We start from the raw sequence: 12751 nt of genomic DNA, 5'->3' as shown, positions 1-12751 counted from the left end.
GATGTAGGTTGATTTTACTAAAGCAATTCAACTTCATCAGGATTATCGCTATGTTTGACCGTCAAAATACTTTATCTAAAACCGACCCCGAGTTGTGGGTAGCCATTCAGAATGAAAATCGCCGTCAGGAAGACCATATTGAGCTGATTGCGTCTGAGAACTACGCCTCACCAGCGGTCATGCAGGCTCAGGGTTCTCAGTTAACCAATAAATATGCAGAAGGCTATCCAGGGAAGCGCTATTACGGCGGTTGTGAATTCGTGGACGTTGCTGAGCAATTAGCGATTGATCGTGTGAAAGCACTTTATGGCGCTGAGGCAGCTAACGTGCAGCCCCATTGCGGCGCATCTGCTAATCAAGCTGTTTTCTTGGCATTCTTAAAACCGGGTGACACCTTTATGGGAATGAGCTTGGCTGAAGGTGGCCACTTGACCCATGGCATGGCATTGAATATGAGCGGTAAATGGTTCAACCCTATTTCTTATGGTCTTGATAAAAACGAGGCGATTGATTACGAGCAAATGGAGCGTTTAGCACGTGAACACAAACCAAAATTAATTATTGCTGGTGCTTCTGCCTACTCTCTAGTAATCGATTGGGAGCGTATTGGCAAGTTGGCAAAAGAAGTGGGCGCGATTTTTATGGTGGATATGGCGCATTACTCTGGTCTGATTGCCGCTGGTGTATATCCAAATCCAGTGCCGCATGCTGACATCGTTACTTCTACAACCCACAAGAGTTTGCGTGGCCCACGTGGCGGCATCATCTTGATGAAAGCTGAGCATGAGAAGGCCATTAACTCGGCGGTATTCCCTGGCTTACAGGGTGGTCCATTGATGCATGTGATTGCAGCAAAAGCAACAGCATTCAAAGAGGCGCAAGAGCCTAGCTTTATTGATTATCAGAAGCAAGTCATCGCCAACGCTAGGGCCTTAGCAGAAACTTTAATTAACCGTGGTTTGCGGATCGTTTCTGGGGGCACGGATTCACATGTGATGTTGGTTGATTTGCGTGCGAAGAAGATGACCGGCAAAGAGGCTGAAAAAGTATTGGGCGATGCTCATATCACTTGTAACAAAAACGGTATTCCAAATGATCCAGAAAAGCCAATGGTGACGAGTGGTATTCGTTTAGGTTCGCCAGCAATGACCACACGTGGATTTAAAGAAGCTGAAGCGCGTCAAGTGGGTAATTTTATTGCTGACGTTTTAGATAATCCACATGATCTCGATAATATTGCCAAGGTTCGTGCAGAAGTAGCTGCATTAACTAAACGCTTCCCGGTTTACGGTTAAGTAAAAAAGAAAGCCTACATTGCGCTGCCCTTTTTGCCATAACGACGATACCCAGGTTCTTGATACCAGGGTATCGGACGAGGGCGATACCATTCGGCGCCGTCGCCGTTGTGCAAAGTGCGACAAACGCTTCACCACTTATGAACGTGTTGAACTGGCGCTACCGGCGATTGTTAAGAAGAACGGTAGCCGTGTTGAGTACAGTCATGAGAAGTTAGTGAGCTCGATTAAGCTGGCCTTGCGTAAGCGCCCAGTGTCTTCCGATTCGGTAGACGAAGCGATTGCTCGTATCGAAGAAAAATTACTGAGCCTAGGCGAAAAAGAAATCCCAAGTGAGCGCGTTGGAGAATTAGTCATGCGTGAGCTCAAGCGCTTAGACAAGGTCGCTTACATTCGCTTTGCTTCTGTCTATAGAAGCTTTGCTGATATTGAGTCCTTTGAGAGTGCGCTAAAAGAGTTGAAGTAATCTTTTAACTTAAAGAACTGCAGCAATTCCCTTTCTTTCTATCAGAGATAGCAGCTTAAGTGATGGGCCGCTTGGTGCCTTATCGCCTGCTTCCCATTTCTGGATAGTCGACAAGCTAGTATTAATTGCGATAGCAAATACAGCCTGACTCAATCTAGTTTTACTTCGAAGTTGTTTTATGTGCCGAGGCGTCATGGGTTTTACAGATAAATTACGCAGTGCTGAAAATTCTTGCATACTTTTTTTGGTGACAACCCCGGCCTTATGAAGGCCAGCGATGGTTTCTTTCATCTCTTGAATAATTCGGCTTTTTTGCTTAGTTGCCATAATCTTGTAGCTCCAATAATTCACCCAAAGTAACTGCAGTATTTAGTTCATCGTCATTTAAATTTAACAGTCTTTTTGCAGTTTCTTGCAAATAAACCAATTCATCTCTATCAATATTAGCTTGCTCGCCTTTTGAGAAGCCATACATAAATATCCATCTCTTCAAAAATTTACTTGCTACTAGAGTTCTACCCCCCGGATCTTTTTCCTAAACCCTTTAGCGCCACCCTCTTCTTGTAAACATAGTCTCCAAGATCTGCATCAATCAGACCACTTTCCATTTCTTTTATTGCTTGCAATGAGTTTGTATCTTGTAATTCTGCCTTTTTTATCCACCTTGAAAAAGTTTCTGTTTTAAATGAGCGTTTTTTAAGCATTCAAAATTATATCACTAAGTGGTATAGTTAAATAATACCCCTTTTTCCTAGAATGTGAAAGGGGATAGAGTTGTAGCTCCCTAAAAACAAAAAGGACTGCAATGCAGTCCTTTTAATTGAAGTAGCTCTTGATTACTTAAGTATGGCAAAGATAGATGCAGTGATGTCGTCAACACTACCGGTTCCACTAATTTTGCGATAAGCCGGCGCTTTTACTTTATCTGCAGAGTTTGCCTGCGCTGCCCAGCTTGAGTAGTACTCCACTAAGGGCCTAGTCTGGTCGTTATATACCTGTAGACGTTTACGAACGGTCTCTTCTTTATCGTCATCGCGTTGAATGAGGGGTTCGCCAGTGACATCATCTTTTCCTTCAACTTTTGGTGGATTAAATTTGATGTGATATGAACGTCCGGAGGCTGGGTGAACACGACGGCCACTCATGCGATCGATGATGGCATCAAATGGTACGTCGATCTCTAAAACGAAATCGATCGGTACTTCAGCATCTTTCATCGCTTGTGCTTGTGGAATGGTTCTTGGAAAACCATCGAACAAATAACCTTTGCTGCAGTCAGGTTGGGTTAAGCGATCTTTTACTAAGCCGATGATGATGTCATCAGAAACAAGACCACCTGAATCCATAATTTTCTTGGCAGCAATACCCAATTCTGTTCCTGCTTTAACAGCTGCGCGTAACATGTCTCCAGTAGATATTTGTGGAATGGCATATTTTTCACAAATAAACTGTGCCTGTGTTCCTTTACCAGCACCTGGTGCACCGAGCAGAATTAAGCGCATGATTTTCCCCCTAAAAGAGCTGTCATTGTCGTGTATTTTGTCAGGAACCTGGGCCCCTTGTTCCTAGGATTATCCCCAAGAAATCCTGATATTACGCTTTGCTCAAAATCTGGCGAATCCTATCTAGGTCCTCGGGGGTATCCACCCCTGCTGGCGGTGCCTCTGCGGCAATATGAACCGCAATACGATAGCCATTCCAAAGCGCTCTGAGTTGCTCTAGGGCTTCAGCCTGCTCTGGTGGTGCAGGCTCTAAACGCGTATAGGCTTGCAGAAAATCAGCACGATAGGCGTAGATGCCTAAATGGCGCAGATGAGTTGTCGGTATTGGCTGATCTTGATCTCGTACAAACGGTATCGGCGCTCTCGAAAAGTAGAGGGCTTCATTATTTTTATTGAGCACTACTTTTACGACATTTGGGTTATCAATTTCTGCTTTATCGTGAATCGCTGTAGCAACTGTAGAAATAGCGCAATGCGTATGATCGGCTAAAGTCTGCGCGACTTGGTTAATTAATTCAGGCGGAATGAGCGGTTCATCACCTTGAACATTCACCAATAATGCATCAGCTGGCAATTTAAGTAATTGCACAATTTCAGCAAGACGATCAGTCCCAGTAGGATGATCTGTGCTGGTCAGTAAACATTCGATCTGATGTTCATTACAGGCTGCTTGAATTTCTGCTGAATCGGTTGCAACGATGACGCTTTGAGCGAGAGATAGTTTTGCCCGTTCGGCAACTCTCACTACCATTGGCTTACCTGCAAGGTCTGCCAGTGGTTTGCGTGGTAAGCGAGTTGATCCTAGTCTGGCAGGAATCACTACTAAAAACTCAGGAGCCTTAGATTTAGTATTCATCAGCACCAAGACTGCGAGCCTCATCTACCATCATCACGGGGATGTCATTGCGAATCGGGTAGGCCAAGCGATCTGCTTTACAAATCAGCTCTTTTTTAGTCCTATCTAGATGTAAAGGGCTTTTGCATAAAGGACAGACCAAAATTTCGAGAAGGCGTTTATCCATGATGTTGTGTGTTTCGTGAAGGTGTTGTGATTACAAAGTGTAACGGTTTGGATCGGGTCTTTGTAGGATAGATTGCAGCCAGTCTGCCAAGTCATCAGAAATACGTAAATTCATAGGAACAACCCAAATACGTTCATCCTGAATGGCAGCACATTTGACGGCATCTTTTTCGGTAATGAGGATGCAGTCTGCATGAATCGACTCAAAAAACTCAGGTGTGTAAGTAGCGTGATCGGGGAGGGGAATACACTTTGCGGCAATGCCATTTTCAAGCAGATCATCAAAAAAACCTTGCGGGTTACCGAGAGCAGCTACAGCAGTGATCTGCATGGGTAGATAGGTATTGGCAATGGACTCCATCGTTTGCATATTGCTTGGATCGATTAATTGATAGGGTGTTCCCAATTCGCTAATTATAGGAAATGCTCTACGCCCTAAAAAATACTCATCGAGTAAGCCATAGATTTTATTGGGCTCCTGTTTGCCAGTGAGGAGAGTGGCGTCACGCTCGCGCGTTGCAGGCTCACGTAATGGACCCGCTGGCAATAAAAAACCATTTCCTTCGCCACGCGCATCGCGAACCACAAACTCAATATCACGCCCACCTTCGCGCGCAGGCCAGCGTACTAAACCTTTGTGTTGTAAGCCATCATCACTAATGATGACGTTAACCTCGGGAGCATGCTTGAGCAAAGCACGTATTGAAAGACTGCGTTTTGGAAATACCCAAATCGGAATTTGGTCATGCGTGCGTTTAGCAATTAAAACCGGCTCATCACCAACGCGACTGGGATCTGAATCACTACTTACTTGTTGTGGTGTTGTTAGTGCTTGAGAGCCATAAGCTCTGCTAATAATTCCAGGCCTCCAACCAAGTTGACTGAGACGCTCTGCTAACGCAATCACAATGGGAGTTTTACCCGTACCGCCCACTCGAATATTGCCGATAATAATGATGGGAACAGGGGCCGCTTTTTCCTTACCAATTCCAAGATCTTGAATCAGTTTGTTTGTGCGAAGTACTAATCCATAAATCCAAGAGAGAGGCCATAAGGCAATACTAGTAGGCCCACGTCTTTCCCAAAACTGGGGTGCTTTGCGAAAGAAAGAAAGTGACATGAGTCTAGTTTTTCGTGTTCTTTATTTATTCGTTTGACTGCTAAAGACAATATTAGATAGATTAGCATCACGTGCTGCTTCCAGTGCACTCATGACCGCCTGGTGAGGGGCTCTGGCATCAGCGTCGATGTTGACCTGCATAGTATTTGGAGCCTCTTTAGAAGACCCACCTTGATTACTGATCTGCGAGAGCAGTGCGCCTAATTGGGAGCGCTCTGCAACCTTACCGTTGACGGCAAAGCGCCCATCACGGCTCACTGCAATGTGAATTTGCCTTACTTCAGATTGAGCTTCATTTCCATTTGCAGTTGGCAAAGTAATCGCTAGCTCTTGAAAGCGGGTAAAGGTAGTAGAGATCATTAAAAAAATAAGCACCACTAACAACACATCAATAAATGGAATGAGATTGATCTCGGGTTCAGCAGGACTCGCAATTTCTCCTAGAGAAAATTTTCTACGAGCGTGCGAATCTAACCAACTCATGGTGCAGAATTGGTTGCAGTGATTGGATACAGTTTTTTAAATAACTGCCTAGTGAACTCTTCACATTCGCGTTGACGTTGGTTCGCAATGGATCGCAAACTGCGCCAAGCAGCCAATGCAGGAATCGCAATCAATAAACCAAAAGCGGTGTTGTATAGCGCAACTGAAATACCGTGTGCGAGTTGCTGAGGGCTGCCAGCGCCGCCATTGATGGCACCTTGACTACCAAAGATCTCAATCATGCCAACCACGGTACCAAATAAGCCGAGTAGTGGGGCAACGGTGGCGATAGTAGCTAGTGCCCCTGAGTAACGATCCAGTTTTAACCAGATCGATTGGGCTAAGGCTTGTAGTTCTTCTATTGCAGAATCAGCACTATTGCCTTGCAGTTTTTCATGTAAGAGGCAGGCAAATAAATTTCCAGCAAGGGAGGACTGTTTAAGGGAGCTTATCTCTGACTCGGGAATGGATTTCCCATTGGAAACGGCGTTTGCCAAGCCAAAGGCTGTTTCAAGGCAATCCTTGGGAAATACCTGAATTTGACGTAAATACCAGGTTCGTTCAATGACAATAGCCAATCCAATAATGGAGATGATTAGAAGAGGCCAGATAGGCCAGCCGGCAGACAGTAAGATTGAGTACATAAGCTCATTACTTTAGCTGAATTAAAAAACCGTTTTCTGAAAGCCAGCCTGTGGATAACTCTGTGTGTAACTTTTTTAAGGAAATGGCGTAAGTCATTGATTGATCATGGGATGAGCTTATTTTGAACTGTTTTTAGGAAAAAAAGATCTATTTTTTAGTGATATAAATCAATGACTTAAGCTTTACTTGTTGGATTTATGTGACGTTTTGAGTGAGTGAATACTTACTTATTTTTGTTAACCTGAGAGTCTATATGCTTCTGTGGATAGTTATAACCCTCCAAGCCATATGTTTTTGTAGATAAAGAAAAAAATGTCGGAAATATCAAGGGAAATCCTCACTGTTGGCGATCTTAACCGCGCTATTGCTGCCTCTTTAGAGGAGCGTTTCGATACCGTATGGGTGAGTGGGGAGATTTCGAACTTCAAGGCATATGACAGTGGGCATTGGTATTTCTCATTGAAGGATGAAGAGGGTCAAATTAAGTGCGTCATGTTTCGAGGTCGAAATGGGCAAGTTGACTTCATGCCTCAATCTGGGGATTTAGTAGAGGTGAGCGCTAACTTAGGAATGTATGTTCCGCGTGGTGATATTCAACTTACGATTCAGACTTTGCGGCGCGCTGGAATGGGTGGTTTATACGAGGCTTTTTTAAAGCTCAAAGCCAAGCTTGCCAAAGAGGGCTTATTTGACGCTGATCGCAAACAAGAGATTCCATCTCATCCAAGATCGATTGGCATTATTACTTCACCGCAAGCTGCGGCATTAAAAGATGTGCTCAGTACATTGGCTAGAAGAGCGCCACATATTCCGATTGTGATTTATCCCACATTAGTACAAGGACCAGATGCACCTGCAGGGATTATTGCTGCATTAAAAGCTGCTGAAAAAGAAAATGTAGTCGATGTGATTTTGATGGTACGCGGTGGTGGCAGTATTGAAGATCTTTGGGCGTTTAATGATGAGCAGTTAGCTTACGCAATGGCTAAGTCACCCATTCCGATTGTCAGTGGTGTAGGTCATGAAACCGATGTGACGATTGCTGATTTTGTTGCTGACTTACGAGCACCAACACCAACGGGTGCGGCAGAGTTAGCAGCGCCGCGCAAAGATCAAATGTTACAAGAATTAGAAGCAATCAAACAAGCAATGCTCCAGAGGGTGCGTCAACGGGTAGAGCGTGAAGCGCAAACCTTGGATCAACTGGCCTTGCGTTTAAGCCATGCCTTACCGAATCCAGAGCGCATGCGTGAGCAGATCACGAGCTGGCAACAACGCCTCAATCAAGCTTGGGCTGTCAGAGTGGAAGCCTGGAAGCGCAATCAAGGACACTTTCAATCTCAATTGGAAATGCTTAATCCACAGCGCACTCTAGAACGAGGCTATGCAGTGGTTCTCAATGTATCCGAAGGCTTACAAGCAGTGCGCGATCCAGGCGAGTTAACAGCAGGTCCTGAATATGAAATCCGACTTGCTAAAGGCAAAGCAAACGTCAAGCTGAGCGACGTGAAGTGATTGAAGACGGAACAGTAAATATGAGTACGCTAGAGGATATTGGGTTCAATATCTAAAGAAACACCAAACTTTACTTGTACGGCATCTTGAATCTGTTTTGCCAAAGCCAGGATATCTGCTGCAGTGGCATTGCCGTGATTCACAATCACGAGTGCTTGTTTTTCATAAACACCTACTTCGCCAAGGCGTTGACCTTTAAATCCGCATTGGTCAATGAGCCATCCCGCAGCTAGTTTTTTCATGCCTGCTGTGTCTGGATATGAAACCAGATTGGGAAATTGCTTTAACAGTGAGGCGCACTGCTCAGTACTGACAATGGGGTTCTGAAAGAAGCTACCCGCGTTACCAATGACTTTGGGGTCGGGTAATTTTTTACTGCGAATCTCGCAAACGGCGGTGAAGATTTCTTTAGCGCTGGGATCTTGATTATTTACTTCAGAAAAGTAATTCGCTAGATCAGCATATTGCACTCGTGCTTGCCACGCTTTGGGGAGTTTAAAAATGAGCGTAGTTAGGATATAGCGATGCGGATTGCGTTTGAAGTCACTATCGCGATAAGCAAACTGACAATCGGCATTAGAAAGAGTGACAAATGCATTGGTCTGAGTATCAAAGGCTTGGACACTGTCGATGTACTGTGCAATTTCTACTCCATAGGCGCCAATATTCTGAATCGGAGCTGCACCTACTGTTCCTGGTATTAATGCTAAATTTTCTAGACCTAGTAATTCATGTTCTAGGGTCCAGGCAACCAGGTCGTGCCAGTTGACTCCAGCTCCAACGGTGAGATAGGTATTGTGCTCATCCTGATGCGTCACCTCTTGCCCTACGATATTCATGAGTAGGGTGGCACCCGATAAAGTTGGCGGGAGAATCACATTGCTTCCTCCCCCTAAAACGTGCCAAGGCCAAGCCTTTTCAGAAATCTCACTCATTAAAGAGGGTAGTTGTTCAGGGTCGGTAATCTCAAATGCGCGCTGGGCACTTGCGGCTAAGCCAAAGGTGTTTCTGGATTTGAGCCCTAAATTCAGGGTCAAATTGGGTGACGGGGGCGCATTTTTTGCACAGTTCATGCCACAATCTTATCCGTCTTCGGGTTTTTCTGAAAAATTTCTGGAAAATCCCTGCAATGCACTATTGAAGTAAAGATGACACACAAAAATAAAAGGAGTTGATATGCCCTCATTTGACGTAGTTTGCGAACCCGATATGGTTGAGCTGAAAAATGCGATTGAGCAATCCAATAAAGAGATTAGTAATCGCTTTGACTTTAAGGGCTCTGATAGCCGAGTAGAGCAAAAAGAGGAAGCGCTGATTTTATTTGGCGATGATGATTTTAAATTGGGTCAGGTGCGGGACGTTTTATTTGGCAAGATGGCTAAGCGTAATGTAGACGTCCGTTATTTAAAGGATGACAAGACAGAAACGATCGGTAGCGATAAGCGTAAGCAAACCATGAAGATTCAAAAAGGGATCGCTTCTGACTTTGCTAAAAAAGTAGTGCGCATCATTAAAGATAGCAAGATGAAAGTGCAAGCGAGCATTCAGGGTGATGCAGTACGTGTCACTGGCGCCAAGCGGGATGATCTTCAGGAAGTCATGAACTTCTTGCGCAAAGAGATTACCGAAGCACCATTGGGCTTTAATAACTTCCGTGACTAAAACAGAATCATCAGTGGGCGCTGGCTTAAAAGCGGAACCTGCTGAGATTGCGCCTGCAAGCCAAGAGGCGATTGAGCGTTTTTGTGATGCTTGTTGGTTAGAGGATGGCCTTGCTCAGAATAGCCTAACAGCCTATCGTCGCGATCTTTTATTGTTGGCACAGTGGCTATATAAACAATCGGGTACTGATTTATATGGCGTCACTGAAAAAGATCTCACCGCGTATTTTGCCTATCGTCGTGCTGATAAAGCGACGACTGCTAATCGACGACTGACCGTGTTTAAGCGTTTTTTTCGTCATGCGCTACGCATCAATTTAGTTAAGTCTGATCCTTGTATCGGCTTACGTGCCGCTAAGCAAGCCATGCGTTTTCCAAAAACCTTGAGTGAAGATCAAGTGACTACTTTGCTCAATGCTCCTGATATTGAAACCCCATTGGGTTTACGTGATCGCACGATGTTAGAGCTGATGTATGCCAGTGGCTTACGTGTCTCCGAAATCGTCTCACTCAAAACCGTTGCTCTTGGTATGAATGAAGGTGTAGTCAGGGTCGTCAATGGTAAGGGCGGAAAAGAGCGTCTAGTACCCTTTGGGGGAGAAGCGGGTCAATGGCTACGCCGCTATCTTGCTGAGGCCAGGGCGATCTTATTGGAGGGTAAAAGCTCCGATGCGGTATTTGTTGGTCGTCATACGGGTACGGGTTTAACTCGCCAGGCTTTTTGGGCTTTGATTAAGCGTTATGCCACGATTGCGAACATCCCAGTAGCGCTATCGCCACATACCTTACGTCATGCCTTTGCTACCCATTTATTAAATCATGGAGCGGATCTAAGGGTGGTACAGCTACTTTTAGGCCATGCGGATATCTCTACTACTCAAATCTATACACACGTCGCTAGAGAGCGCCTGAAGTCCATTCATCAACAGCACCATCCCCGCGGTACCTAGTGCAGCACTTAGTGTGCTACCCAATGCGGTATTAATGTTTAAGATAGCGCTATGAATTCCAATTTAGCCCTCCTGCTCATTCCAATTGCTTATTTGATTGGCTCCATCTCCTTTGCGGTGGTGGTGAGCAAATGTATGCGTTTGCCCGACCCCCATACCTATGGATCAGGCAATCCCGGTGCGACCAATGTATTGCGTACCGGAAATAAATTGGCTGCTGTTTTGACTTTGATTGGCGATGCATTAAAAGGCTACATCGCAGTGATGCTTGCTCGAGTGTTATTGGGGGATGAGTCTCTGACTTCGACCTTGGGTTCTTGGGTTTTATCTGGCGTTGTGATTGCGGTGTTCTTGGGGCATTTGTTTCCGATATTCCATGGCTTTAAAGGCGGCAAAGGAGTTGCGACTGCTTGCGGTATTTTGTTTGGGATTAATTGGATTCTGGGTGCTGCTACCTTAAGTACTTGGATTATTGTGGCGATGTTTATGCGCTACTCTTCACTAGCGGCGCTAGCAGCCGCTGTATTTGGCCCCATCTACTTCGTGTTCTTATTCGGTTTTCAGCCCATGGGTCTAGCGCTACTTGTAGTGTGCTCATTGTTGATCTGGCGTCATCGCAGCAATATTCAAAACCTCATGAATGGCACTGAGTCACGAATTGGCTCTAAGAAAAAAACTTTGGCAAGCGGAGATAAAGGCACATCATGACCATTGCTTATTTCTGCGTATTAATCATGGGAATACTTCCCTATGTTGCTACTGGAATCGCTAAAAAAGGTTGGGAAGGCTATGACAACGGTTTACCGCGTCAATGGTTAGCGAAGCAGACTGGATTTCGAGCGCGTGCCAATGCTGCTCAAGCCAATCTCTTTGAATCCTTACCCCTCTTTTTTGCCGCAGTCATTATTGCCTCGATCTCAAATGCCCCTCAGGCCCGTATTGATATCTTGGCAGTAGGCTTTGTACTTGCACGTATTGCATACTTAATCTGTTATGTGGCTAATTGGTCTACGGCAAGATCAATCGTATGGTTGATCGGCATCATCTGCGTCATCAGCCTCTTTTTTCAGATTTAAATTTCAACCCTTTTAAAATATTACTCGAGACATTCACAATTCATGCTTATCAAAAAAGTTGCCAGTAAAAAAAGTACTGCTGTAAAAACACCTACAAAAAAAGGAGTCACTCAAAAATCGACTCAAGATGATGCGGGCTCGCCTTTATCAACAGTGATTCGTCGTCGCATTAAGGCACAGAATGCGCGCTTTCATGCAAATGACAATATTTCTGCATTTATTAAGCCCGGTGAATTAGAAGCTTTGGTAGACGAGGTTGCGCAGAAGATGCAGGCAGTTTTAGAGAGCCTGGTAATCGATACTGAAAGTGATCACAACACAAAAGGCACTAGTCGCCGCGTTGCCAAGATGTATGTGCAAGAGGTATTTAATGGGCGCTATGTTGAGCAACCAGTCTTAACGAAGTTCCCTAATGTCAGCCGCTTAAATGAGTTGATGATCATTGGGCCGATTACTGTCCGCAGCGCCTGCTCTCACCATCTCTGTCCAATCATGGGTCGTGTCTGGATTGGTGTTCTGCCAAGTAAAAACTCTGCACTCATTGGACTATCGAAATATTCTCGTATTACAGAGTGGGTCATGTGCCGTCCTCAGATTCAAGAAGAGGCTGTAGTGGAATTGACCGACATGCTGGAGAAGAAAATTAAGCCGGTTGGGGTTGCAGTGGTGATGGAAGCGGATCATTTTTGCATGCAATGGCGTGGTGTCAAAGATCGAGATTCAAAAATGATCAATAGCGTGATGCGTGGCGCCTTTTTGAAAGATGCCAATCTGCGGCGCGAGTTCTTATCCTTAATTGAGCGAAAATAGACGGATGAAAAGATCGTTAGTCATTCTCCTGCTTATTCTGAGCATCACTTCAGGTTGCACTTTTTTGCCAACGATGCCGAACGTAGAGAAAATTACTAGCCCTAAGATTGAAAATCCCTTTTTCACGATTCCTCCTGAGAATTTAAAAGACTTCCAAGCCCGTTCTTGGATATTGCTTGCAGAGTCCTCAACCAGAAATTGGTTTTA

19 protein-coding genes are annotated in these 12751 nt (G+C 44.8%); 9 read left to right on the top strand and 10 right to left on the bottom strand.

The window, feature by feature from the left end:
* Positions 1-50: 50 nt before the first annotated feature.
* Positions 51-1295 carry a serine hydroxymethyltransferase gene (glyA, locus tag ABWP14_RS09555; protein ID WP_353202741.1) on the top strand — a complete coding sequence of 415 codons (1245 nt, stop codon included), beginning with the start codon at positions 51-53 and terminating at the stop codon, positions 1293-1295.
* A 19-nt stretch (positions 1296-1314) separates the two neighbouring features.
* Positions 1315-1761, top strand: a complete 447-nt coding sequence (gene nrdR / locus ABWP14_RS09550; RefSeq protein WP_353202740.1) for a transcriptional regulator NrdR — start codon at positions 1315-1317, stop codon at positions 1759-1761.
* Between the two features lie 9 nt (positions 1762-1770).
* Here nrdR and ABWP14_RS09545 read toward each other — a convergent pair whose 3' ends face one another.
* From ABWP14_RS09545 to ABWP14_RS09505, 9 genes are all read right to left on the bottom strand, one after another.
* A complete protein-coding gene (locus ABWP14_RS09545; protein ID WP_353202739.1) occupies positions 1771-2088 on the bottom strand; it encodes a helix-turn-helix domain-containing protein in 318 nt (105 codons plus the stop codon).
* Positions 2078-2236 carry a type II toxin-antitoxin system RelE/ParE family toxin gene (locus ABWP14_RS09540; protein ID WP_353202738.1) on the bottom strand — a complete coding sequence of 53 codons (159 nt, stop codon included), beginning with the start codon at positions 2234-2236 and terminating at the stop codon, positions 2078-2080. The genes ABWP14_RS09545 and ABWP14_RS09540 overlap by 11 nt, the downstream gene beginning before the upstream one ends.
* A gap of 40 nt (positions 2237-2276) precedes the next feature.
* A complete protein-coding gene (locus ABWP14_RS09535; RefSeq protein WP_353202737.1) occupies positions 2277-2465 on the bottom strand; it encodes a type II toxin-antitoxin system RelE/ParE family toxin in 189 nt (62 codons plus the stop codon).
* A 132-nt stretch (positions 2466-2597) separates the two neighbouring features.
* On the bottom strand, positions 2598-3263 hold the full coding sequence (gene adk / locus ABWP14_RS09530; RefSeq protein ID WP_353202736.1) for an adenylate kinase: 666 nt from the start codon (positions 3261-3263) through the stop codon (positions 2598-2600).
* A gap of 91 nt (positions 3264-3354) precedes the next feature.
* A complete protein-coding gene (kdsB, locus tag ABWP14_RS09525; RefSeq protein WP_353202735.1) occupies positions 3355-4119 on the bottom strand; it encodes a 3-deoxy-manno-octulosonate cytidylyltransferase in 765 nt (254 codons plus the stop codon).
* On the bottom strand, positions 4109-4285 hold the full coding sequence (locus ABWP14_RS09520; RefSeq protein WP_353202734.1) for a Trm112 family protein: 177 nt from the start codon (positions 4283-4285) through the stop codon (positions 4109-4111). The genes kdsB and ABWP14_RS09520 overlap by 11 nt, the downstream gene beginning before the upstream one ends.
* Before the next feature lie 30 nt (positions 4286-4315).
* Positions 4316-5404, bottom strand: a complete 1089-nt coding sequence (gene lpxK / locus ABWP14_RS09515; protein WP_353202733.1) for a tetraacyldisaccharide 4'-kinase — start codon at positions 5402-5404, stop codon at positions 4316-4318.
* 21 nt (positions 5405-5425) lie between these two features.
* Positions 5426-5887 carry an ExbD/TolR family protein gene (locus ABWP14_RS09510; protein WP_353202732.1) on the bottom strand — a complete coding sequence of 154 codons (462 nt, stop codon included), beginning with the start codon at positions 5885-5887 and terminating at the stop codon, positions 5426-5428.
* Complete coding sequence (locus ABWP14_RS09505; RefSeq protein WP_353202731.1) at positions 5884-6531, bottom strand: MotA/TolQ/ExbB proton channel family protein; 648 nt, start codon at positions 6529-6531, stop codon at positions 5884-5886. The genes ABWP14_RS09510 and ABWP14_RS09505 overlap by 4 nt, the downstream gene beginning before the upstream one ends.
* A 313-nt stretch (positions 6532-6844) precedes the next feature.
* Here ABWP14_RS09505 and xseA point away from each other — a divergent pair, with 313 nt between their 5' ends.
* The gene (xseA, locus tag ABWP14_RS09500; RefSeq protein ID WP_353202730.1) at positions 6845-8047 is read left to right on the top strand and encodes an exodeoxyribonuclease VII large subunit; all 1203 of its coding nucleotides are present in this window, start codon (positions 6845-6847) and stop codon (positions 8045-8047) included.
* A 29-nt stretch (positions 8048-8076) separates the two neighbouring features.
* Here xseA and murB read toward each other — a convergent pair whose 3' ends face one another.
* Complete coding sequence (murB, locus tag ABWP14_RS09495; RefSeq protein WP_353202729.1) at positions 8077-9120, bottom strand: UDP-N-acetylmuramate dehydrogenase; 1044 nt, start codon at positions 9118-9120, stop codon at positions 8077-8079.
* Positions 9121-9223: 103 nt separating this feature from the next.
* Here murB and ABWP14_RS09490 point away from each other — a divergent pair, with 103 nt between their 5' ends.
* From ABWP14_RS09490 to ABWP14_RS09465, 6 genes are all read left to right on the top strand, one after another.
* A complete protein-coding gene (locus ABWP14_RS09490) occupies positions 9224-9709 on the top strand; it encodes a YajQ family cyclic di-GMP-binding protein (RefSeq protein WP_353202728.1) in 486 nt (161 codons plus the stop codon).
* Positions 9702-10658, top strand: a complete 957-nt coding sequence (gene xerD / locus ABWP14_RS09485; RefSeq protein WP_502930177.1) for a site-specific tyrosine recombinase XerD — start codon at positions 9702-9704, stop codon at positions 10656-10658. The genes ABWP14_RS09490 and xerD overlap by 8 nt, the downstream gene beginning before the upstream one ends.
* A gap of 51 nt (positions 10659-10709) precedes the next feature.
* A complete protein-coding gene (plsY, locus tag ABWP14_RS09480) occupies positions 10710-11366 on the top strand; it encodes a glycerol-3-phosphate 1-O-acyltransferase PlsY (RefSeq protein ID WP_353202727.1) in 657 nt (218 codons plus the stop codon).
* Positions 11363-11734 carry an MAPEG family protein gene (locus tag ABWP14_RS09475; RefSeq protein WP_353202726.1) on the top strand — a complete coding sequence of 124 codons (372 nt, stop codon included), beginning with the start codon at positions 11363-11365 and terminating at the stop codon, positions 11732-11734. The genes plsY and ABWP14_RS09475 overlap by 4 nt, the downstream gene beginning before the upstream one ends.
* Positions 11735-11776: 42 nt before the next feature.
* On the top strand, positions 11777-12544 hold the full coding sequence (folE, locus tag ABWP14_RS09470) for a GTP cyclohydrolase I (protein ID WP_353202725.1): 768 nt from the start codon (positions 11777-11779) through the stop codon (positions 12542-12544).
* 4 nt (positions 12545-12548) lie between these two features.
* A partial coding sequence (locus ABWP14_RS09465; RefSeq protein ID WP_353202724.1) for a hypothetical protein occupies positions 12549-12751 on the top strand: 203 nt, incomplete at its 3' end.

It is taken from the genome of Polynucleobacter sp., assembly GCF_040400325.1.
Lineage (GTDB): Bacteria > Pseudomonadota > Gammaproteobacteria > Burkholderiales > Burkholderiaceae > Polynucleobacter.
Note: the sequence above shows the minus strand (reverse complement) of the source record. Positions and strands in the feature narration are given on the sequence as shown.